The organism is Halomonas korlensis, from assembly GCF_900116705.1.
Taxonomy (GTDB): Bacteria; Pseudomonadota; Gammaproteobacteria; order Pseudomonadales; family Halomonadaceae; genus Halomonas; species Halomonas korlensis.
The window spans coordinates 238,623-260,771 of record NZ_FPBP01000001.1 but is presented as its reverse complement, the minus strand read 5'-3'; the positions used below and the strand labels follow the sequence as shown (position 1 = coordinate 260,771).

The 22,149-nt window shown below is 61.3% G+C and carries 24 protein-coding genes; 18 read left to right on the top strand and 6 right to left on the bottom strand.

Going from position 1 to position 22,149, the window contains the following annotated elements; translation table 11 throughout:
• The first annotated feature begins 46 nt into the window (after window positions 1-46).
• From ung to BM341_RS01220, 3 genes are all read left to right on the top strand, one after another.
• A complete protein-coding gene (gene ung, locus BM341_RS01230) occupies window positions 47-745 on the top strand; it encodes a uracil-DNA glycosylase (protein ID WP_175507761.1) in 699 nt (232 codons plus the stop codon).
• 106 nt (window positions 746-851) lie between these two features.
• The gene (gene upp / locus BM341_RS01225; RefSeq protein WP_089792104.1) at window positions 852-1,481 is read left to right on the top strand and encodes a uracil phosphoribosyltransferase; all 630 of its coding nucleotides are present in this window, start codon (window positions 852-854) and stop codon (window positions 1,479-1,481) included.
• A gap of 128 nt (window positions 1,482-1,609) precedes the next feature.
• A complete protein-coding gene (locus tag BM341_RS01220) occupies window positions 1,610-2,854 on the top strand; it encodes a uracil-xanthine permease family protein (protein WP_089792101.1) in 1,245 nt (414 codons plus the stop codon).
• A gap of 6 nt (window positions 2,855-2,860) precedes the next feature.
• On the opposite strand, the gene BM341_RS01215 is transcribed toward BM341_RS01220, so the two are convergent.
• A complete protein-coding gene (locus BM341_RS01215; RefSeq protein ID WP_089792099.1) occupies window positions 2,861-3,454 on the bottom strand; it encodes a cupin domain-containing protein in 594 nt (197 codons plus the stop codon).
• A gap of 257 nt (window positions 3,455-3,711) precedes the next feature.
• On the opposite strand from BM341_RS01215, the gene mobA reads away from it, so the two are divergent.
• From mobA to BM341_RS01180, 7 genes are all read left to right on the top strand, one after another.
• The gene (gene mobA, locus BM341_RS01210) at window positions 3,712-4,317 is read left to right on the top strand and encodes a molybdenum cofactor guanylyltransferase MobA (RefSeq protein ID WP_089792097.1); all 606 of its coding nucleotides are present in this window, start codon (window positions 3,712-3,714) and stop codon (window positions 4,315-4,317) included.
• Entirely contained in the window at window positions 4,314-4,907 is a 594-nt protein-coding gene (mobB, locus tag BM341_RS01205; protein ID WP_089792096.1) for a molybdopterin-guanine dinucleotide biosynthesis protein B, read from the top strand. Before mobA ends, mobB begins: the two co-directional genes overlap by 4 nt.
• Window positions 4,904-6,157: a molybdopterin molybdotransferase MoeA gene (gene moeA / locus BM341_RS01200; protein WP_089792094.1), complete on the top strand. Its 1,254-nt coding sequence runs from the start codon at window positions 4,904-4,906 to the stop codon at window positions 6,155-6,157. The genes mobB and moeA overlap by 4 nt, the downstream gene beginning before the upstream one ends.
• Before the next feature lie 22 nt (window positions 6,158-6,179).
• On the top strand, window positions 6,180-6,983 hold the full coding sequence (moaC, locus tag BM341_RS01195) for a cyclic pyranopterin monophosphate synthase MoaC (RefSeq protein WP_089792093.1): 804 nt from the start codon (window positions 6,180-6,182) through the stop codon (window positions 6,981-6,983).
• Window positions 6,984-6,985: 2 nt separating this feature from the next.
• A complete protein-coding gene (gene moaE / locus BM341_RS01190) occupies window positions 6,986-7,435 on the top strand; it encodes a molybdopterin synthase catalytic subunit MoaE (protein ID WP_089792091.1) in 450 nt (149 codons plus the stop codon).
• A gap of 2 nt (window positions 7,436-7,437) precedes the next feature.
• Window positions 7,438-8,436 (top strand): GTP 3',8-cyclase MoaA, encoded by a 999-nt coding sequence (gene moaA, locus BM341_RS01185; protein WP_089792089.1) that lies wholly within the window; start codon window positions 7,438-7,440, stop codon window positions 8,434-8,436.
• Window positions 8,437-8,637: 201 nt separating this feature from the next.
• A complete protein-coding gene (locus BM341_RS01180; protein WP_089792087.1) occupies window positions 8,638-8,928 on the top strand; it encodes an H-NS family histone-like protein in 291 nt (96 codons plus the stop codon).
• A gap of 86 nt (window positions 8,929-9,014) precedes the next feature.
• On the opposite strand, the gene BM341_RS01175 is transcribed toward BM341_RS01180, so the two are convergent.
• Window positions 9,015-10,616, bottom strand: a complete 1,602-nt coding sequence (locus tag BM341_RS01175; protein ID WP_089792085.1) for a ribonuclease J — start codon at window positions 10,614-10,616, stop codon at window positions 9,015-9,017.
• Window positions 10,617-10,858: 242 nt separating this feature from the next.
• Between BM341_RS01175 and purU the strand changes: the two genes are divergently transcribed.
• Both purU and BM341_RS01165 read left to right on the top strand, forming a co-directional pair.
• A complete protein-coding gene (gene purU, locus BM341_RS01170; RefSeq protein WP_089792083.1) occupies window positions 10,859-11,713 on the top strand; it encodes a formyltetrahydrofolate deformylase in 855 nt (284 codons plus the stop codon).
• Window positions 11,714-11,725: 12 nt separating this feature from the next.
• Window positions 11,726-12,397 (top strand): energy-coupling factor ABC transporter permease, encoded by a 672-nt coding sequence (locus BM341_RS01165; RefSeq protein WP_089792081.1) that lies wholly within the window; start codon window positions 11,726-11,728, stop codon window positions 12,395-12,397.
• A gap of 95 nt (window positions 12,398-12,492) precedes the next feature.
• On the opposite strand, the gene dinB is transcribed toward BM341_RS01165, so the two are convergent.
• Together dinB and lexA are read right to left on the bottom strand one after the other, a co-directional pair.
• Entirely contained in the window at window positions 12,493-13,542 is a 1,050-nt protein-coding gene (gene dinB / locus BM341_RS01160; RefSeq protein ID WP_089792670.1) for a DNA polymerase IV, read from the bottom strand.
• 24 nt (window positions 13,543-13,566) lie between these two features.
• A complete protein-coding gene (gene lexA, locus BM341_RS01155) occupies window positions 13,567-14,214 on the bottom strand; it encodes a transcriptional repressor LexA (protein ID WP_089792080.1) in 648 nt (215 codons plus the stop codon).
• Between the two features lie 205 nt (window positions 14,215-14,419).
• Between lexA and BM341_RS01150 the strand changes: the two genes are divergently transcribed.
• The 4 genes from BM341_RS01150 (at window position 14,420) to BM341_RS01135 (ending at window position 17,397) form a co-directional block, all read left to right on the top strand.
• Window positions 14,420-15,085, top strand: coding sequence for a TetR/AcrR family transcriptional regulator (locus tag BM341_RS01150; RefSeq protein WP_089792078.1), 666 nt, complete (start codon window positions 14,420-14,422; stop codon window positions 15,083-15,085).
• Window positions 15,085-15,606 (top strand): L,D-transpeptidase, encoded by a 522-nt coding sequence (locus BM341_RS01145; RefSeq protein WP_089792076.1) that lies wholly within the window; start codon window positions 15,085-15,087, stop codon window positions 15,604-15,606. The genes BM341_RS01150 and BM341_RS01145 overlap by 1 nt, the downstream gene beginning before the upstream one ends.
• A gap of 82 nt (window positions 15,607-15,688) precedes the next feature.
• Entirely contained in the window at window positions 15,689-16,702 is a 1,014-nt protein-coding gene (gene nagZ, locus BM341_RS01140; protein ID WP_089792074.1) for a beta-N-acetylhexosaminidase, read from the top strand.
• 116 nt (window positions 16,703-16,818) lie between these two features.
• Entirely contained in the window at window positions 16,819-17,397 is a 579-nt protein-coding gene (locus BM341_RS01135; protein WP_089792072.1) for a hypoxanthine-guanine phosphoribosyltransferase, read from the top strand.
• A gap of 83 nt (window positions 17,398-17,480) precedes the next feature.
• Here BM341_RS01135 and BM341_RS01130 read toward each other — a convergent pair whose 3' ends face one another.
• The gene (locus tag BM341_RS01130) at window positions 17,481-19,172 is read right to left on the bottom strand and encodes an AMP-binding protein (RefSeq protein ID WP_089792070.1); all 1,692 of its coding nucleotides are present in this window, start codon (window positions 19,170-19,172) and stop codon (window positions 17,481-17,483) included.
• Between the two features lie 51 nt (window positions 19,173-19,223).
• Window positions 19,224-19,667: a MerR family transcriptional regulator gene (locus BM341_RS01125; RefSeq protein ID WP_089792068.1), complete on the bottom strand. Its 444-nt coding sequence runs from the start codon at window positions 19,665-19,667 to the stop codon at window positions 19,224-19,226.
• A gap of 137 nt (window positions 19,668-19,804) precedes the next feature.
• Here BM341_RS01125 and BM341_RS01120 point away from each other — a divergent pair, with 137 nt between their 5' ends.
• Both BM341_RS01120 and BM341_RS01115 read left to right on the top strand, forming a co-directional pair.
• Window positions 19,805-20,971 carry an acyl-CoA dehydrogenase family protein gene (locus BM341_RS01120; RefSeq protein WP_089792066.1) on the top strand — a complete coding sequence of 389 codons (1,167 nt, stop codon included), beginning with the start codon at window positions 19,805-19,807 and terminating at the stop codon, window positions 20,969-20,971.
• A gap of 21 nt (window positions 20,972-20,992) precedes the next feature.
• Window positions 20,993-22,147, top strand: a complete 1,155-nt coding sequence (locus BM341_RS01115) for an enoyl-CoA hydratase/isomerase family protein (protein ID WP_089792064.1) — start codon at window positions 20,993-20,995, stop codon at window positions 22,145-22,147.
• Window positions 22,148-22,149: the final 2 nt, after the last annotated feature.

Sequence of the window (22,149 nt, the reverse complement as noted above, 5' to 3'; positions counted from 1 at the left end):
CAATGCCAGAGGCCGACCGCCGGTCCATCAAGCGAGGCGCTACATCATGAACAGTCCGCTCCCCGACAGCTGGCAAGAATGGCTGGGCGCCGAGTTCGAAAAACCTTACATGCAGGTGCTGCGCGACTTCCTGTCCGCCGAGAAATCTTCCCATAAGGTCATCTACCCGCACTCGTCCGACTGGTTCCGGGCTTTTGAATTGACTCCGCTGGATCAGGTCAAGGTGGTGATACTGGGTCAGGACCCTTACCACGGCCCCAACCAGGCCCATGGGCTGTGTTTCTCGGTGCGCCCCGAGGTGCCGGTGCCGCCATCGCTGGTCAATATCTACAAGGAATTGGCCGCCGATCTGGGCGTTGAACCCGTCAACCACGGCAATCTCGAATACTGGGCCCGTCAGGGCGTGCTGCTGCTCAATACGTCGCTGACCGTTGAGCGAGGCAATGCCGGCTCGCATCGTGGCAAAGGCTGGGAAACCTTCACCGACCGGGCTATCGCAGCGGTCAACGAGCATGCCAAACCGTCGGTATTTCTGTTGTGGGGGAGTCCTGCGCGCAAGAAAAAGGCCCTGGTCGATACCTCTCGCCACCTGGTGCTGGAGTCGCCGCATCCTTCTCCGCTATCGGCCCATCGTGGCTTCTTCGGCAATCACCATTTCTCGCAAGCCAATGCCTTTCTCGAGCAGCAGGGCCGATCGCCTATCGATTGGCAATTGCCTGCCGATCCCGAGGCCAGCGTGCCTTAACCTGGACCGACGATACGGGTAGAATGGCGCGCAATTTGTCGCCTGGCCCATGCGGCGCTTGAGGCAATTACCGTTCCTTCCGTTGTGTCTTCCAAGAGGTCTGACCATGAGCGTCCATGCGATCAAGCATCCCCTGGTCCAGCATAAGTTGGGTCTAATGCGCGAAGCCGGTATCAGCACCAAGAGCTTTCGTGAGCTGGCCGGCGAGCTGGCCAAACTGCTGACCTACGAAGCGACCCAGGATCTGGAGCTGCAGGAGCAGGAGATCGATGGCTGGAACGGCGTGCCGATTCCGGTGCAGCTGCTGAAGGGCAAGAAGGTCACCATCGTGCCGATCCTGCGGGCGGGACTCGGTATGCTCGATGGCGTCACCGACCTTATTCCCAGTGCGCGTGTCAGTGTCGTGGGATTGTACCGTGACGAACAGACCCTGGAGCCGGTGCCGTATTTCGCCAAGTTCGCAGGAGATCTGGACGAGCGCATGGCGATTGTCATCGACCCGATGCTGGCAACCGGTGGCACCATGGTGGCGACGCTGGACATGTTGCGCGAACGGGGTTGCAAGCTCATGAAGGTGATCGTGCTGGTGGCCGCGCCGGAGGGCATCAAGCGGGTGCAGGCCACCTACCCGGATATCGAGATCTACACCGCCGGGATCGACGACCATCTCGACGAGAACGGCTATATCGTTCCAGGTCTCGGCGATGCGGGAGACAAGATCTTCGGCACCCGCTGATTTTCGACAAGAACTGGCCGCGCTCACTGCGGTTGCTATTCAAAATTCTGACGCTAAGTTTTCGCCCCTGCGGCTACCGATCAGGGGCGTTTTTCTGCCCCGATAAACATAACGATGGAGACACTCCCATGACAGATTCAGCAGCGACGGCGCAGGCGCCCGTCGACTCTTGGCCCAAGACGCTGCTGACCGGGGCGCAGATGCTGTTCGTGGCCTTTGGTGCGCTGGTGCTGGTACCACTGCTGACCGGGCTTGATCCCAATGTGGCGCTATTCACCGCCGGTATCGGCACGCTGATCTTCCATGGCGTGACGCGGGTCACGGTGCCGGTGTTCCTGGCGTCGTCCTTCGCCTTTATCGCGCCGATCCAGGGCTCCGTGGCAAGCTTCGGGGTATCCGCCACGCTGGGCGGTTTGATGGCGGCCGGCCTGGTGTATGTGGCGATTTCCCAGGTGGTGCGGCTCAAGGGGACGGGCTGGCTGCACCGTTTGCTGCCGCCGGTGGTTGTCGGGCCGGTGATCATGGTGATCGGCCTGGCCCTGGCGCCGGTGGCGGTTGAGATGGCCACCGGCCAGACCAGCGATAACATCGATTACGGCCCGGCGGTCTTCTTGTCGATGGTCAGCCTGCTGGTAACCCTGGTCCTCGCCGTGTTCGGTCGTGGGCTGCTGCGCCTGATCCCCATCATGGGGGGGATCGTCACCGGCTACCTGCTGGCCCTGCTGATGGGGGTGGTCGATTTCACGCCCGTGCAGGAGGCCGCCTGGCTGGCCCTGCCCAGCTTTACGGCGCCGAGCTTTCACTGGGCCGCTATCCTGTTCATGATTCCCGTGGCCATTGCGCCGGCCGTCGAGCACATCGGTGATATGGTCGCCATTGGCTCGGTCACGCGCCGTAATTACCTCGAGAAACCCGGCCTGCACCGCACCCTGCTGGGCGACGGCCTGGCCACGACCGCAGCGGCGCTGTTCGGTGGCCCACCCAACACCACCTACTCGGAAGTGACTGGCGCGGTGACCCTGACGCGCGCCTTTGACCCGAGAATCGTGGTGGTGGCAGCAGTCATTGCCATCGTCCTGGCCTTTGTCGGCAAGCTGGGCGCGCTACTGCAGACTATTCCCGGCCCCGTCATGGGCGGCATCATGACGCTGCTTTTCGGGTCGATCGCCGTGGTGGGCATGAATACCCTGGTGCGTGCCGGCAAGCCGTTGACCGCGCCACGCAATCTGGTGGTGGTATCGCTGGTGCTGGTGTTCGGTATCGGCGGCATGCAGTTCGGGGGCGGCCAATTCACCCTTCAGGGCGTCAGCCTGGCGGCGCTGGTAGGCATTGTGCTCAATTGGGTGCTGCCACGAGATGAAGAGGACGAATAAGCCGCCTCAGACGTGATGCCTTTCCTGTCCGCCGTCCGAGAAGGTCGGCGGGGTACTGGCACTGACGATTACACACTCCGCCTCACCGATGTTGCGGAATCGATGGGGCAGGCGCGAGTCGAAATAGTAGGCATCTCCTTCCCCCAGCACGGCGACTTCTTCGCTGACGGTGATCTCAATCTCACCGGCAACTACCACGCCACCTTCCTCACCTTCGTGTTCGAACATTTCCTCGCCGCTGTCGCTGCCGGGCGGATAGCGCTCATGGATGATCGACATGCTGCGACCCGGCTGACGTGCTGCGACCAGCCGCCAGGAAAGGTGGCCGTCGCCGATCTCGGTGAGTTCGTCGGCACGATAGAAGGGCCGCGGCTGGCTGGTGTCTTCGCCGGCAAAGAAAGCGCTGATCGATACCGGCAGTGCGTCGAGAATCTTTTTCAGGGAACTCACCGAAGGGCTGACGCTGTTCTGCTCGACGAGCGAGATGGTGCTGTTGGTCACGCCGGCACGCTTGGCCAGCTCGCGTTGCGAGAGGCCTCGCGCATTGCGTAGTTGTCGCAACCGTGTACCGACATCGAAACCGCCCTGTGGGGTCTGCATCGTTACTCCTGTCATGCCGACTCGATGAGCGTCGAGTACGGCTTGTATAAGTTTTTGATGACGTGGGGTTATCGAGACAAGCAGGGCCGTCAAGACAAGGCCGTCAAGAATAGTGCACGCAGGATACCGTTTAAGGTCGCTGGCGGTAAGCCATTCCCGGGCTTTCGCCCTGTCACGATTCGGATGAGGCGGCGTGGCGTGCCCTGCCGGGCTCAGGCATCATGGGGAACAGGAAAACGTCACCAGCAGGAGCATCGATGATCAAGCAAGACGAGCTTACCGGGCTGATTCTGGCCGGCGGCCGAGGGCGTCGAATGGGCGGGCGTGACAAGGGGCTGGAGACCTTTGCCGGGCAACCGCTGGTGCTGCATGTCCGTGAACGGCTGGAAGGCCGGGTGGCTGAGGTTTTGATCAATGCCAACCGACACCTCGAGGCTTACCGTGCTCTCGCCGATCGTGTGATTGCCGACGCCGAGGAGGGCTTTCAGGGGCCGTTGATGGGCATTTACAGCGGCCTGCGTGCCGCCACCACGCCCTGGTTGGTGGTAGTGCCTTGCGATAGCCCGGCGCTGCCGCATGATCTGGTAGCGAGGCTGATCGGCAGCATCGGCAGGTCCGATATCGCGGTGGCGTTTGACGGTGAGCGGCTGCATCCCGTGGTGGCCTTGATTCGTACCGCGCTGGCGGACGATCTGGGCGAGGCGCTGAGCGCTGGCGAACGCAAGATCGACCGCTGGTATGCGCGCCACGCCTGGTGCCGGATGGACGTGTCGGACTGCCCCGAGGCCTTCGCCAACCTCAATACCGAAGACGAGAAGCGGCGCCTGGAGCTGGCGCTGCAAGAGGAGGTTCCACGCCCATGAGCGAGACCCTGCATGAGCGGCTGATTCTCGATGAACACCTGCCGTTGCTGGGCATAGCCGCCTGGAGCGGCACCGGCAAGACGACATTGCTCGAGCAGCTATTGCCACGCTTGCGTGAGCGTGGGCTGCGTGTTGCCGTCATCAAGCATGCCCACCATGGCTTCGACATCGACCAGCCAGGCAAGGACAGCTACCGGCTGCGAGAGGCAGGAGCGGCGCCGATGGTGGTGGCTTCTCGCACTAGGGTAGCGCTGATGATGGACACACCGGGGTTCGATGAGGCGAATCTCGTCGAGCTGATCGCGATGGTGCGTCAACAATCACCGGACCTGGTGTTGGTGGAGGGCTTCAAGGCCTGGCCGTTGCCCAAGCTGGAGCTTCATCGCGCCTCGCTGGGCAAGCCGCTGCGTGCCGGGGAGGACCGGTGGATCAAGGCGGTCGCCAGTGATCAACCGCTGGCCCTGCCCGACGGCGTAGAGTCGCTCGACCTCAACAACCATGATTCACTCGGCGCTTGGATCGCCGCCTGGCCGGCGCGCTGGGTCGGTCAGCGCGGCCCTCGCCCCGTAGCCCCTGAGGAGGCCCGATGACCCTATCCTGCTTCGACCTCGGCGAGCGGATGCTGACGGTTGATGAGGCGCGCGAGGCGATACTCGCGCTGGCAGTGTCGTCGCTGGCTCACGAGACCCTGCCGCTCTGCGAGGCCCATGGGCGCGTGCTTGCCGAGTCGGTCGTTTCGCCCATCGATGTGCCGGGCAATACCAATGCGGCGATGGATGGTATCGCGCTGCAGTGGTCGTCAGAGGCGACTTCCATTAGCAGTTGGCGTCGTGTTGGTCAGCTTTTTGCCGGTCAGCAATATCCTAGCCCCCTCGCGGCCGATGAATGTCTGGGCATCACGACCGGGGCCCCAATGCCGCCCGGCGCCGATACCGTCATCATGATCGAGCAGCTCGAGGAGCATGACGGCCGAGTGGTTATCGATCGGCCCGAAACGGTCAAGCGTGGCCAGCATGTTCGACAAGCCGGTGAGGACATCGCGCGAGGCCAGTTGGCGCTGGCGGCGGGAACGCGGATATTGGCGGCTGAGCTGGGTCTGCTGGCGTCGCTGGGATTTGACCGGGTGCGGGTGATTCGCAGGCCCAGGGTAGCGCTTTTCTCGACAGGCAACGAAGTCACGGCGCCGGGAACCCCGCTGCCGCCGGCCGGTATCTATGATGCCAATCGATTCACGCTTCAGGGGCTGGTGGCCGAGCACGGGGGTGAGCCCATCGATCTCGGTATTCTCCCGGACGACCAGGATGTACTGGTCGACGCCTTGGAAAAGGCCGCCGACCAGGCCGATCTGATCATCACCAGCGGTGGCGTCTCGGTGGGCGAGGCCGATTTCACGCGCACAGCGCTGGCCGAGGTCGGCGAGCTGGATTTCTGGCGCATTGCCATCCGGCCGGGACGACCGCTCGCCTGCGGCACCCTTGGTGCTCAACGCGTACCCTTTCTGGGCTTGCCCGGCAACCCCGTCGCGGTCATGGTCACTTTCCTCGAACTGGTGGCGCCGCTGCTGTCTCGCCTGCAAGGCCGCGATATCACCCCATTGCCTATCTTGTCAGCCCTGGCTGAACATGACATGAAGAGCCGGGTAGGGCGTGTCGATTACCTGCGGGGAATTTATCGCTGCGACGACAAGGGGCAGTTGTCGGTGCGTAGCACCGGTGCGCAGGGATCCGGTATTCTCTCTTCCATGGTCATGGCCAATTGTCTGATCGAGATCAGTGCCGATCGCAAGAGTGTGACACCTGGCGAGGCGGTCACGCTTCATCCCCTTTACCGACTTCCATGACGATTTTCATGAGGCTCATTTCATGGCTCTGACCCATCTCAATGCTCGTGGCGAGGCCCATATGGTCGACGTCGGCGATAAGCCGGAAAGTCAGCGCGAGGCAAGCGCGTCCGGTGTGATCGTGATGCAACCCGCGACCCTTGCCCTGCTCGCCGATGGCGGCTTGCCCAAGGGAGACGTACTGGCGACCGCCCGCATCGCGGGCATACAGGCGGCCAAACGGACCCACGAACTGATCCCCCTGTGCCACTCGCTGGCGTTATCCAAGGTCACCATCGAGTTCCACCTCGATTCGGCAAGATCGAGCGTCGAGGTTACCGCGACGTGCCGCCTCACTGGTCGTACTGGTGTCGAGATGGAGGCGCTCACGGCGGTTTCCATTGCGTGCTTGACGCTTTACGACATGTGCAAGGCGGTGGACAAGTCCATGGAGATCGGCGAGATCCGTCTCGACAGCAAGACGGGAGGAAAGTCAGGCGATTACCAGCGCCTGGTGACCGGGGCGCCGATTGTCACGGGTGAGTGCGCTGCTGGGGAAGTCTCACTTGGAACCCGCTGCGATGCCGAGTCGCCCTGCATTCGCGTCAAGTGTCTGGCCGAATTGCGTGAGCGACTGGGCGTGGGCGAGCTCTCGATCCCGCTGGCGAGTCTTTCGAGTTCCGATGTGGCGGGGCTCAAGAGAGCGCTGAAGGAACGGGATCCACGGTTTGCCAGGCTGGATGAAGGCAGAGTGCTGTGCGCGGTGAATCAGGTCATGGCAGCGGACGCCACCCCGATCACCGATGAAGACGAGGTCGCCTTTTTTCCTCCGGTGACGGGAGGCTAAGCATGATTCGTGTACAGGAAGCACCCTTCGATAGCGGTGCCGAGCAACAGGCCATGTTGGCCCGACGGACCGATATCGGGGCCGTCGTGAGCTTTACCGGCCTGGTGCGCGACTTCAACGAAAGGCCCGAGGTGCAAGCCCTGACCCTTGAGCACTACCCGGGCATGACCGAATCGGCGCTGGCTGACATCGTCAAGCAGGCAGAGTCGCGATGGTCGCTCGATGGGGTTAGCGTGATCCATCGGATTGGACGTCTGACCCCTGGAGACCCTATCGTGTTGGTAGTGGTTGCCAGTGCCCATCGTCGTGCCGCTTTCGAGGCCTGTGAGTTCATCATGGATTATCTCAAGACACGCGCACCGTTCTGGAAAAAGGAACACGCCAGCGATGGGGACTACTGGGTAGCCGAACGCGAATCCGATCACCGCGACGCTCATCGCTGGGGGACCTGATAATGGCAAGCTCATCAGAGCTGATCGACGACTTCGGACGACGCGTGAGTTACGTGCGTCTATCGGTCACTGACCGCTGTGATTTTCGCTGTGTTTATTGCATGAGCGAAGAAATGACATTTCTTCCCCGCGCTCAGGTATTGACCCTGGAAGAGTTGGCGTTGGTGGCCCGTGCCTTCGTGGAACTCGGCGTGGAGAAAGTCAGGCTGACCGGGGGTGAGCCGTTGGTCAGGCGCGATATCAATCAACTGGTAGACGAAATCGGCGCCTTGCCGGGCCTGAGCGATTTCGCCATGACGACCAATGGCGCCAGCTTGCCAAAATACGCCTCGCAACTACGCGATGGAGGGCTGAAGCGTCTCAATATCAGCCTGGACTCTCTGGACCCCGAGCGCTTTCGTCGCCTGACGCGCACCGGCGACCTTGGCAAGGTCATCGAGGGGATACGCGCGGCAAAGCAGGCTGGTTTTGCTCGCATCAAGCTCAATGCGGTGATTCTCAAGGGCCGCAATGACGATGAAGTGGTCGACCTCGTTGAGTTCGCACGTTCGGAGGGCCTGGATATCAGTTTTATCGAGGAAATGCCGCTGGGCGATGTCTCCGATCATGATCGAGCGGAGACCTATTGCTCGAGCGACGAGGTTCAGGCCTTGATCGAGGCGCGCTATCCGCTGATACCCACTACCGAGACGACGCCGGGCCCTTCGCGTTATTTCCGCATGTCGGACAGCGATTCCCGGGTGGGTTTCATCTCACCGCACAGTCATAATTTTTGCTCGACCTGCAACAGGGTCAGAGTCACCGTGGAAGGGCGACTGTTACTTTGCCTGGGTAATGAGCATTCCGTGGATCTTCGCAAAGTCTTGCGCCGCCACCCTGGTGATATCGATATCCTCAAAAAGACAATTGTTCAGGCGATGCCGCTCAAGCCCGAACGCCACCATTTCACCACTGATGGTGATATTCAGGTGGTGCGCTTCATGAACATGACGGGAGGTTGATACGGTAGCGCATTTCTTCTCGATCAGCGGCGCCGATATGGCGCCGTTTTTTATATTGGGCCATAACAGGCGATAGGCCGAATTCTTTAAATATTGTCATTAACGCACTCGACTTTTCTTGCCAAGCGTTCGACTGTGCATATACTTTTTCTATAGGTATAGGCGGAGAATAATTTCTTTTAACCGGCAGGGAGAGGGCTAATGTCCAGCGAAACCTTGGAACGTATCGCCCGCAACAAGAACGTGGCCCGCGCTGCGGCACGTCAGCTCAGTATGGAACAGCTTCACAAGCTGGCTGAGGTGATCGGTGAAGTCATTGCACAAAAGAAAGATGAGGAACTCTCCCGACAGGAAGAAGAAGCCCAGAAGGAACGCAAGTTGGCTGAAATACGCGAAGCGATCAATGACGCCGGATTGTCATTGAACGACTTGGTGACGGAGCAGCCTCGCCGCAAGCGTGGACGCCCGCCCAAGAACGCCAACAAGGAGTGAGCGCGCCCAACGAAAAAACAGGCTCTGTATGGCTGTTTTTTCACGCTTATGATGTTACTGCTTAACGGCAACAAGCATGCAGGGTGTCATTCAGACGATGTCACTTGACTCGGTACCTCCACGGCCAGGATCTGTAAATGGATGTCAGGCAGTCGGCGCATATGATCGGTAAACCAGGACAACATACGAGGCTGTAATGCCAGCCTCAGCTCGGCTAGCGACTCGGCCTGTACTTCTTCAAGCGTTTCATCGAGCCAGTCGGCGAAGGCTTGCTCATCGAAGGGGCTCGCCTGACTGGCGTCGAGCATCAGGCGCCCGATGCGTGTCCATCCGCTTGCCTCGTTCACCATGACGGATAACGCCACATACAAGCTCCCCTGACGCGAGGAAGAGCCGCTTTCCCCTCTGAGACCCGGGTGAGGCGCCACGGTGTTTTTTGTGACGATGCACGGTGGTTGGGGATGGCGCTTCTCAAGGGCAAGGCCATCGCCGTCCAGGCGAATCAGGTCGCCATCGACAGGAATCAGCGGCGCGTCAATACCCAGGGCAACGGCCAGAGTGCAGTGCGCTTGTTGATGGCGATGCTCACCATGCACTGGCATCAGCCAGCGCGGCTTTACCCAACCATAGAGCGTGCGCAGTTCTTCCTGGGCGGGGTGGCCCGAGGCATGCAGCTCCGGGTGGTTGAATTCATCGAGCAGCGAGACCCCGAGCCGTTTCAGGCCACTCTTGAGGCGCTCGATGAGAAGCTCGTTACCCGGAATGGCCTTGGCGGAGAAGATAACGCTATCCCCGCTACCCAGCTCCAGGACGGGGTGCCGCCCTTGGGCGAGCCGATGCAGCGCCGCTCTTGGTTCCCCCTGGCTGCCCGTGGCAATGACCAGTACCTCTTCGGGAGGCAGATAGCCAAGGTCGGACGAGGGGACCAAGGGGGGGAAGTCATCGAGATAGCCAAGCCCGCGGGCCACCTGAACCATGCGCTCCATGGAGCGTCCCATCAGGCTGACCCGTCGGCCACAGCGGTGAGCGGCTCGGCAGATGGCCAGCACCCTGGCCAGATTACTGGCAAAGCAGGACACTATCACACGCCCCTGGCAGCGAGAAATGGCGCGTTCGAGTGCTATCGCCACGTCCCCTTCACTGCGGGAATGACCCGGCATGGGGGCATTGGTCGAGTCGCCGACCACCAAGTCGACAGGGGCGATTGCCTGAAACATCGTGGCGGAAATCGGCTTGCCGACAAGCGGTTCTGGATCTAGCTTCCAATCGCCGGTATGCAGCACGCGGTACCCGCCGGCAACGATCAGCAGGGCACAGCTTTCGGGAATCGAATGCGGCACCGGCAGGAAGCGAAACGTGAAAGGACCGCTCTCAATGGCCTCGCCTGGCTCGATGACCTGGATGGCATCGGTGGCGAGCCCGCGCTCGGTGAATTTCGCGCGCAAAAGGCCTGCTGCCAGGGGAGTGGCATGAATGGGGCAGCGCCATTTCGGCCATAACCAGACCGCCGCGCCTATGTGATCTTCATGGCCATGAGTAATGACCAACGCTTCGGGCGTGATGCCCCGTGTCGCAGGGGTATCCAGGTTGGGCACCTGCAAGGGGCTATCGGGGAGATCCTGACGAATCATCATGCCGCAATCGACGGCGACCCAGTGCTGATCAAGCCCGTACAGGCTCAGGTTCATGCCTATCTTGCCGCAGCCGCCGAGCGGCAGAAGATGCAGGGGAGGGCGACGGCGAGGGCGAACGTGTACGCGAGGGCGTGGTGGCATCGGGATCAAAATAAAACAGGGTGTAGGCGACCACTATACGGATCGCCATCGACGGCCACAACGCGAGACAGGAGGTCGTGTCAGGGCAGCGGGATTCGCTACAATGGAGTGGTTTCGGTGATAGCCACCGATTTTTTTCACGCCATGGACCGCACATGTCACATTACTATCGCCTGGTGGTTTCCTGCCCGGATCGTGTGGGCATCGTCTCTCGTGTTTCCAGCTTCATTGCCGGTCACGGCGGATCGATTACCGAAGCGAGTCAGCACTCCGACCTGCAAGTGGGTCGGTTTTTCATGCGCTATGAAATTCTCTCCGATTCGATCGATATGTCGGCTGAGGCATTGCGCGATGCTTTCGCGCCGATCGCCAGGGAATTCGACATGACCTGGGCGCTGTCCGATACGCGCCAGCGCAGGCGCGTGGTGTTGATGGTATCGCGAGAATCGCATTGTCTGGCGGACCTTCTTTACCGCTGGTCATCCGGCGAGCTCGACTGCGAGATCTGCGCGGTGATCTCTAACCATCAGGACATGCGAGGCTTGGTGGAATGGCATGGCATTGTCTATCACCATGTTCCGGTGCCGGCCGAGGATAAGTCGGCCGCTTTCGCCACGGTGCACCGATTAGTGGAAAGTGCCGAGGCCGACTGCGTGGTGCTGGCGCGCTACATGCAAATCCTGCCCCCGGCACTTTGCGAGCGTTATGCCGGGCGGGTCATTAATATCCACCACAGCTTCCTGCCATCCTTCGCCGGCGCCAAGCCCTACCATCAGGCGCATCAGCGCGGCGTCAAGCTCATCGGTGCGACCTGTCACTATGTCACCGAGGCATTGGATGCCGGTCCGATCATCGAACAGGACATCCATCGCGTCAGTCATTGCCATACGCCCGCAGACCTCGTGCGGTTCGGCCGTGATGTGGAGAAAGCGGTACTGGCAAGAGGCTTGCGCTGGCATCTGGAGGACCGGGTGCTGGTTCATGGCAACAAGACTGTCGTCTTCGCCTGACAGGGAGGTCAGATGTCCTTTGCCGATACGGTGCTCGCTCCCTGGCTGCTGATGGTCTGCGCCGGACTGGCGTTATGCTTCATTGGCCTGGCGTTGGCCCAGCGTCCCTGGCGGCTATTAATTACTGAACCGTCGTTACAGCATCGTTGGCTGGGGGCCAGCCTGATAGTGGTTCTGCTTTGGCAACTGCGTGCCCAGGCGGTGGACTGGCTGACCCTGCATTTGATGCTGACATCGCTGATGACGCTATTGTTCAGGGCGCCCCTGGCGTTGCTGACCAACTTGCTGGCCAACCTGGCGATGGTGTCGCTGGGGCGGGTGGGCTGGCCTCTTATCGGTGTGAACCTGATTGTCACTGGAGTGGTGCCAGTGTTGGTGACAGTAGGCGTCTGGCGTCTGGTCGATCGTCGCCTACCGGATAATCTGATGGTGTTTCTATTTATCTGCGGCTTCTTCGGCTCGGCACTGGCGACGCTTTCCGCGGGCGTCGTGGCGATAGGCTTGATGGCGGTGGGGGCCAGCGACCCCCAGGTGATGCACCAGGCCATGGAGTATGCTCGCTTTCTTCCGTTGTTAATGCCTTCAGAGGCTTTCATCACGGGCATGCTGCTGAGCATCCTGATGGTCTATCACCCCGAGTGGGTCGCTACCTTCAATAGCCATCGCTATATCGACACGAAGTGATGGCGCCGGTAGTTGAAACACTAAGCAGGGACTGAGCGACGGGCTCAGTCATAGGGTTGATCGGTGGGGCCGATCAATGCGACTGATCTGAGCAGTTATTGCAGGGGCAGGGTAAGCTGGCGCCTCTTGGCCTCAGGTAGCAAGCGTGCACCGACGCCAATCAATCTCACCGGACGTTTGGCCCTGGCCCAGGCCTGTTCGAGCAGCCTGTCGTAGCTTTCCTGGCTCGGGGCCAGGCCCTGGCTTTCCAGCGTGGTCAGGGTGAAATCATCGAAGCGTACCTTGATGACAATACCCGAGACCGGCGGGTAGCCATGGCGCGCCAGGCGTTCCTCGAGGCGTTCGCAGAGAGGAAGCAGGGCCGGGCGGCAGCTGTCGATGTCAGGCAGGTTATGAGCAAAGGTGGTCTCGACGCTGATCGACTTTCGTTCGCGCTCTACCCTGACATCGCGATTGTCGATTCCGCGAGCCAGTTCGAACAGCCGTTGCCCGAACTTGCCGAACTCGGTGATCAGATCATCCAGTGATAGGGTGCGTAACTGTTCGCATGTGGCGATGCCCAGTGCGTCGAGCCGGGCACTGGTAGCCGGGCCGACCCCATGCAGCTTATTGACCGGCAGCCGGAGCAGGAAGTCGTCGACGCGGTCGGGAGAGATGACGGTCAGACCATCGGGCTTTTCCCAGTCGCTGGCGATCTTGGCGAGAAATTTCGTCGGCGCAGCGCCTACCGACAGCGTAATGCCGGTACGCGACAAGCATTCTTCCTTCAGCCATCGAGCCATCCATGTTGCGCTGCCGGAGAAACGCGACACAGCGGACACGTCGAGAAAGGCTTCGTCCAGCGAAAGGGGTTCTACCAGCGGAGTCAGTTCATGGAAGATCGCCTGGATCTGGGCCGATACCTCGCGATAGCGATCGAAATCACCGGAGAGCAGGGTCAGATGGGGACAAAGCCTAAGGGCCCGGGCCGTCGGCATGGCGGAATGGATGCCATACTCGCGGGCGGGGTAGTTGCAGGTAGCGATCACCCCCCGCCGTTCGGCACTGGCGCCTATGGCGAGCGGAATCTCCCGTAGGGCAGGGTCGTCACGCATCTCCACGGCGGCATAGAAGCAGTCGCAATCGGCGTGAAGGATCTTTCGCAGCGGGGGAGTCATTGACGCCGCGGTTCAGTTAAGTGCCTGGCCGTTACCGCCACGTATCAGGCCAACGCCGATGCCTTCGATCTCCAGGGCCTGATGCCGCAGATCCACTTCGATGGGCGAGAACGCCGGGTTCTCGGCGAGCAGCGTGACGCGGTGGCCCTGGCGAGAGAAGCGTTTGACAGTGACTTCGTCCTCTAGCCGTGCCACCACGATCTGCCCATCGCGCGCCCGGTCGGTGCGATGTACGGCCAATAGGTCTCCCTCGAGAATGCCAATGTCTTGCATCGAGAGCCCACGCACCTTGAGCAGGTAGTCGGCCCGTGGGGTGAAATACTCCGGCGGCAAGGGACAATATCGGTCGATGTGTTCGGCAGCAAGGACCGGATTGCCCGCGGCCACTTCGCCGATGATAGGCAAACCCAGTGGTATCTCTGGGCCTTCGGCCGTATCGACTTCTTGGGCAGGGAGGCGGATACCCCGGGACGTGCCGGGTATCATGCGGATGACCCCCTTACGCTCCAGGGCGCGAAGATGTTCTTCCGCTGCATTGGGCGAGCGGAAACCCAGAGCACGGGCGATCTCGGCGCGAGTAGGCGGGTAGCCCATCTCACTGATGGTCTTGACGATGAAGTCATGAACATTCTGCTGGCGGGCGGTGAGGGGGCGTGGCATACGACCTCCGGGTAACGAGTGGCGACGGGATATCGCGCGTTTTCTTGTTCAAGTATACAGCATGGAAGTTCATCCAGTAAAAACTCGATAACCATTTAGGGTGTTTTAAACGCTCTGGCGATATCGGCCATTGAGAGCCAGCGTTGGCTATCATAGACTTGGGGTAAATTTAAAACAGCTGTTTACCATCAGGAATACGTCGCTCATGGGCCAGACCGATACCGTTACGCGAATCCTCGACACGGCAGAGGTGCTGTTTGCAGAGCGAGGCTTTGCCGAAACGTCCTTACGCCATATCACCAGCAAGGCCAAGGTCAACCTGGCGGCGGTCAACTACCATTTCGGCTCCAAGAAATCGCTGATCCAGGCGGTATTCGCCCGCTATCTGGATCCCTTCACCGAGCGTTTTCACGCCGCTCTGGATGAGCTCGAAGCGCGTTATGCCGGTGGGGTCATCCCGCTTGAGGAACTACTTGAAACCATGGCGCGAACGGTGCTCGAGGTGCCGGCCGAGCGCAACAGCCTCAAGGTCTTCATGCGGCTGCTGGGGCTCGCTTACAGTCAGGCTCAGGGTCACCTGCGTCGCTACATCCAGGGCCAGTACGGTGGTGTCTTTTCGCGGTTCACCGAACTCGTTCGGCGCGCCACGCCGGATTTACCCGACGCCGAGCGTTTCTGGCGTCTGCACTTCATGCTCGGCACGGTGATCTTCACCCTCTCGGGACTGGAGGCACTGCGTGATATCGCCGAGAAGGATTATGGCGAGCAGGTCTCGGTGCGCGACCTGGTACGTCGTCTGCGTCCCGTGGTCGTTGCCGCCATGAGCGCCCCCTTGCCCGACGCTACCTTCCCCGCCGCCGAGGCTAGCTGATGCCAACCCCAGTGCTCCAGAGCCTGCCGCCCAAACAAGCGCCCTGGCTCGAGATCGACGCCACTTGCCAGCGTCTGAGCGTCTGGAAGGGTAGTGAGTTGGTAGCCGTCTATCCTGTGTCGACGGGGCTGGCCGGTACCGGCCAGCACGAGGGGAGTGGCCAGACGCCCCTGGGTTGGCACTATGTGCGTGCTGCCATCGGTGATGGTGAACCTGTTGGCAGCGTATTTCGTGGCCGTCGGCCGACCGGTGAGCGCTTCTCTGCCGAGCTGGCAGCCGCCTACCCTCAGCGTGATTGGATACTGACGCGAATCCTGTGGCTCTGCGGCCTCGAGCCGGGCCATAACCGCGGGGGTGACGTCGATAGCCAGCGTCGCTACATTTATCTTCATGGCACGCCGCCGGACCAGCCCATCGGTGAGCCGGCCTCACACGGCTGTATTCGTTTGCGTGACGAGGCTCTGTTGGCGGTATTCGCGGTGGCCAGGCCCGGAACGCCTGTCTGGATCCATGCGGGATGACGGCAACCCCGACACCGCTTAGCTGTTACGGTTTGTCGCTTTGATCTAGAATCGGCTCCCTTCCACGCCAAGGAACGCGATCATGACCCAAACGCTCGGTCCCGTGATGCTGGACCTCAAGGGCCAAGGCCTGACACAGGATGAGCGTGAACTGCTGACGCAACCGGAAGTCGGCGGCGTGATCCTGTTCGGTCGTAACGTCGTCTCGGCCGATCAGGTAAGCCAGCTGTGTGCCGAGATGCGTAGCGTGCGTCCTGGCCTCTTGATCGGTATCGACCAGGAAGGCGGAAGGGTACAGCGGCTTCGTGAGGGCGTAACCCGAATACCCTCCATGAGCCGGTTAGGTCGCGATCAGGTCACGATGCCAGAAGTGACGCTGAGATTATGCCAGGATGCCGGCTGGTTGCTCGGCATGGAAATGGCCGCCTGCGGCCTCGACCTGAGCTTCGCCCCGGTACTCGATGTGGACGTCGGGACGTCGAGCGTGATCGGCGATCGCAGTTTCTCGGCCGACCCGCAGGCGACGGCGGAGATGGCCGGTGCCTTCATCCATGGCCTGCACGAAGCGGGCATGGTCGCGGTGGGCAAGCACTTCCCGGGCCATGGCGGCGTGGCGGCCGACTCCCATCACGAACTTCCTGTCGACGAGCGTTCGATGGATGAGCTGCGACGCCATGATCTGATACCCTTCGCCGTGCTAGCGGCAAGGCTCGACGCGGTGATGCCTGCCCACGTGGTCTACCCGGCGTTCGATGCGCGGCCCGCCGGTTTTTCCCCGGCCTGGCTCGGCATGTTGCGCGAAAGTCTTGGTTTCAAGGGTGTCGTATTCTCCGACGACTTGAGCATGGCCGGTGCCGCCTCTGCAGGTAGTCCCGCCGAGCGTGCCATGAAGGCCTTGGCCGCCGGTTGCGACATGTTGCTGGTATGCAACGATCGTGACGCGGCCCTCGAGGTAATTGAGGCCTGCCGCGGGCGTGTCGCGCGACGCGTGTCCCGATTACGGTATGCACGCGCGCGACCGACGCTTCAAGCATTGACCGCAATCTCGCGGTGGCGTCGCGTGCATGCTCGCCTGGAGGCCCTGGCCGCTGAATGAGGCCCTGGCCGCAGAATGAGCGCCAGGCCACCGAATGTTCCATGATTGACACGACACTTGCCATTCTCGGCGCTCGCGTAGCGCCGTTTCCTGTTCCTTTGATGAGCCGATTCCCGATGTCCCGATTCGACGCCGATTTTTACCAGTCTCTTGCCGATATGCGACACCTGATGGACCACGCGGACTGCTTGATCAGCCATGAACAGGTCGAACGCGCCCTTGACCGTATGGCCGAGGAAATCACCCGGGACCTGGGCGACAAGCTGCCGGTGTTTTATTGCGTGATGAATGGCGGTCTGATCACCACCGGACATTTGCTGACCCGGCTCGGCTTCCCTCTGGAAGTCGATTACCTGCATGCCACCCGCTACCGCGGCGGCATGCGCGGTGGTGAGCTGTTCTGGCGCGTCTCGCCGGAGATTCCCATGGCAGGACGTCATGTGGTGATCGTCGACGACATTCTCGACGAGGGCGCGACGCTGGCGGCTATTCTTGCCTATTGTCGCGAAGCCGGGGCTGCGAGCATGGCCACCGCCGTGCTGGTCGACAAACAGCACGAACGCAAGGCAGTGCCTGGCCTCAAGGCCGATTATTGCAGTCTCGAGGTGGCCGACCGTTTCGTCTTCGGTTTCGGGATGGATATCAAGGGATACTGGCGCAACGCACCAGGTATCTTTGCCCCGCAAGGGCTGTAGGGTCCAGGCGCGTTCCTGTCGCCCATAAGGCAGGCACCTCGCCGCCGCTCACCGGGCTGTTAGCGGCGGCGAGGTGAAATCATTCAAGCCAGGCCCAGCTCGTGAGTGGCTTCCTCACGCATCTTGAATTTCTGAATCTTGCCGGTCACGGTCATCGGAAATTCGTCGACGAACTTCACATATCGCGGAATCTTGTAATGGGCGATCTTGCCCTTGCAGAAGGCCTGGAGTTCGTCGGCGGTGAGCTCCTGCCCGTCGGCAAGCTTCACCCATGCCATGACTTCTTCGCCGTACTTCTCGTCGGGCACGCCGATCACCTGCACATCCGAGATGGCCGGGTGGGTATAAAGGAAGTCCTCGATTTCCCGCGGATAGATGTTTTCTCCGCCGCGAATGATCATGTCCTTGATGCGTCCGACAATCGCGACATACCCCTCTTCGTCCATGGTCGCCAGGTCGCCGGTATGCATCCAGCGGGCGCTGTCGATCGCCTTGGCGGTGGCCTCATCATTATTCCAATAGCCGAGCATCACGCTATAGCCGCGGGTGCATAGCTCACCAGTCTCGCCCCGGGGCACCACAGCGCCGGTCTCGGGACTTACCAACTTTACTTCCAGGTGGGGGTGGATGGAGCCCACCGTGGTGACACGCTTCTCCAGCGGGGCGTCGGTTTGGGTCTGTAGACTCACCGGGCTGGTCTCCGTCATGCCATAGCAGATGGTGACATCCTGCATGTTCATGCGGTCGATTACCTTGCGCATCACTTCGATGGGGCAGATAGAGCCAGCCATGATACCGGTGCGCAGATGCGAGAGATCGAAGCTCTCGAAATCGGGATGTTCTAGCTCGGCGATAAACATGGTGGGTACGCCGTAAAGGGTCGTCGCCTTTTCCTCGGAGACCGCGAGCAGGGTGGCTTCGGGGTCGAAGCCGTCACCTGGATAGATCATGGTGGTGCCGTGAGTCACACAGCCCAAATTTCCCATCACCATCCCGAAGCAGTGGTAGAGCGGCACCGGGATCACCATGCGATCATTTTCGGTGAGCGCCATGGTGCGAGCCACGAAGAAACCATTGTTGAGAATATTGTGATGGGAGAGCGTGGCGCCCTTGGGTGCCCCCGTGGTGCCCGAGGTGTACTGGATATTGATCGGGTCGTCGAATTGCAGGGTGGCCTGCACCTCGGCCAAATGCGCCTCGGAGATCTCGTCGGCGTGGGCCAGCATCGATTGCCAACTGAACATGCCGGTGAGGGCTCGATCGCCGTCAAGGCAGATTACCCGCTTGAGTTCCGGCAGCTTGGCGCTCGAGAAAGTACCGGGCCCGCCGTCGCGCAGCTCCGGGGCCAGCTCTGCTAGGGTCGCCACATAATCGGAGGCCTTGAACTTCCCTTGCAGGATCAGCGTTGACGCCTCGGACTGCCTAAGGGCGTACTCCAGTTCGTGGGTCCGATAGCTGGGGTTGATATTGACTAGAATCGCGCCGATCTTGGCCGTGGCGAACTGGGAGATGGTCCACTCGGCACAGTTGGGTGACCAGATGCCAACTCGCTCGCCCTTTGTGACGCCAAGGGCGAGCAGGGCACGAGCGGTCTGGTTGACCGCCGCCTGCAACTCCTTCCAGCTATAGCGCAGGCCCTGGTGGCGGCTGATCAGGGCATCACGATCGGCAAAGCGCGCTACGGTGTCATCGAAGCAATCCCCAATGGTCTGCCCCTTGAGAGGGGTATCGCTGATGCCACTGACGTAGCTGGTCGGAGAGTGTTGGCGTGTCATGATGTCCTGTCTCTGATGATGTCAATGAATGGGCAAACACGATAGCGGCTTTCAGTGTTCGACTGATGTCGGCTCCAGGCTGGCCAAGACATCGCGGGCTTGGCTCTCCACATCATCGAGCTCCCTGTGCATCAAGCGGATATCCTCGAGCTGACGCTCCAGATTGGCCCGTTTGTCGGCCAGGATTTCGAGCAGGCGCTTGAGCTGGCGTGCGTTGCCGTCCGGCATGGCGTCATACATCATCACCACTTCACGGATTTCTGCCAGCGAGAAGCCGAGACGCTTGCCGCGCAGGGTTAGCTTCAGCCGAACGCGGTCCTTGTCCTGGTAAATGCGGGTCTGGCCTCGGCGTTCGGGCGCGAGCAGGCCTTCCTGTTCGTAAAAACGAATGGTGCGTGGTGTGACCTGAAACATGCGCGCCAGTTCGCCAATGGCATAAGTGCGTCGTTGGCGAGGCAGTCGGTGAGTTTCCGAAGCCGATGAGCGCGGAGGCATTAGCGTTTTCCTTGTCCTTTGGGCCGGTGCAGGCGAAGCTGAAACCATGAATCTGTTCGCAACACTAGCCCAGGGTTACGTTAACGTAAAGTGCTACTGGCCACTTGCCATTCCCGATAGCCGAAACGAGGATTGCCATGGATTTTTCGCTGAACGAAGACCAGAAGGCGCTGGTTGCCGCCGCCGAGGATTTTGCCAAGGCGGAACTGGTCGACCATGCCGCTGAATGGGACGCCACCTCGCACTTTCCCACCGAGGTGATTCGCCGTGCCGGCGAGGCGGGCTTTCTCGGCCTTTATACGCCCGAGGCGCATGGCGGTATGGGCCTCTCGCGTCTCGATGCCTCGCTGATATTCGAGCGGCTCGCCCAGGGCTGTGTCTCGACCACGGCATACCTCACCATTCACAACATGGTGACCTGGATGGTCGCTACCTGGGGGGACGATGCCCTGCGCGAAACCTGGGTACCCGCCATGGTCACTGGCGAGCGGCTCGGCTCGTATTGTCTCACCGAACCCGGAGCCGGCTCCGATGCCGCCAGCCTGCGTACCAAGGCCGTGCGCGAGGGGGGCGAGTATGTGATCAGCGGCTCGAAGATGTTCATCTCCGGCGCCGGGGCTACCGAGGTGCTGGTAGTGATGGCGCGCACCGGCGCCCCCGACAGCGGGGCCGGCGGCGTCTCCGCCATCGTGGTACCCGCCGATGCCGCCGGCATCGAGTACGGCAAGAACGAAGACAAGATGGGTTGGAAGAGCCAGCCGACCCGCCTGGTCAGCTTCGATGGCGTGCGGGTACCGATGACCAACCGCCTGGGCGCCGAAGGGGAGGGCTTCAAGTTAGCCATGAAGGGGCTCGATGGCGGTCGCCTGAATATCGCCAGTTGCTCGCTGGGTGCGGCCCAACAAGCGCTTTCGCTGTCGCGGGATTATCTGCTGGAGCGCAAGCAATTCGGCCGTGAACTCGCAGGCTTCCAGGTCCTGCAATTCAAGCTCGCCGATATGGCCAGTGAGTTGACGGCCGCCCGCTTGATGGTGCGTCATGCCGCCTGGCGGCTCGATCGCGGCGACCCGGAGGCCACAGCGTATTGCGCCATGGCCAAGCGTCTTGCCACCGACGTGGGATTCTCGGTCTGCAACGAGGCCCTGCAGTTGCATGGTGGCTATGGTTATATTCGCGAATACCCCCTCGAGCGCCTGGTGCGAGACACGCGCGTGCACCAGATTCTCGAGGGCACCAACGAGATCATGCGCCTGATCATTGCGCGTCGCCTTCTGGCGGACGGCGTGATCGAGTCGCTCCAGTAACCGGACCAGGGGAACCTATCGATGTCGGACCTTGCTGTACGCTTCACCGAGCGTCCCACCCGTGATGGCAGCCGCATTGGCGTGGCCATGCTCAATGCGCCCAAGTCGCTCAATGCGCTGTCGTTGGAGATGATCGGCCAACTCGAGGCCAGGCTCGATGTTTGGGAGGCCGATCCCGGCATTGTGGCGATATGGCTCGAGGGCGCCGGCGACAAGGCCTTCTGTGCGGGAGGCGATGTGGTGGCCCTGTATCGCTCATTGGTCGAGACACGCGATACACCTGACGCGGACCGGCGCACCGCTTTCGCCGAAACCTATTTTACCGACGAGTATCGGCTCGATTATCGAATCCATACTTTTTCCAAACCGATCCTGGTGTGGGGCGATGGCATCGTCATGGGGGGCGGCCTGGGACTGCTGGCCGGTGGCTTTCAGCGCCTGGTGACCGAGACCACGCGCATCGCCATGCCGGAGATCACCATCGGTCTTTATCCCGACATCGGCGCAAGCTGGTTCCTGGGTCGCATGCCATCTGGCGTGGGGGCGTATCTGGGTCTGACCGGGGCCCAGCTCAATGCCCGCGATGCCCTGGACCTGGGGCTTGCCGACCGCTTTATACCCCGTGAGCGTCACGAGGCCCTGCTCGACGGACTGGCAGAGGCCGACTATGGCGATCGCACCCAAAGAGCGCTGCGCGCCGCGGTACAGGTGGTGCTGGACGATCAGGAAGACCGACGCGAGATGCCGACGGGCCAGGTCTGGCCCCATTTAGATCATCTTCAGATGTTGGTGGGGTGGGTCGATGCCGCGACGGCGGTGCGCCGGATTCTCGATGATCGGCGCGAGGATCGCTGGCTGGCGGCCAACCGAGCCCGCCTCGAAGCCGGCTGCCCGCTGAGCGCTCACCTGGTGTGGCGCATGTTGGAACGCCATGCCCATACGAGCCTGGCCGAGGCCTTTCGCGATGAGCTCAACCTCTCGGTACAGTGTTGTCGCCTGGGCGATTTTGCCGAAGGCGTACGCGCCCTGCTGGTCGAGAAGGACAAGGCGCCGCGATGGTCACATGTCGACGCCGACAGCGTACCGGAGGCAGATCTCGATGCCCTGCTGGCGCCGCTCTGGTCCGAGGCGACCCATCCTCTTCGGGCGCTCGGCGGCAAGACGTCCCACGGCTGAGG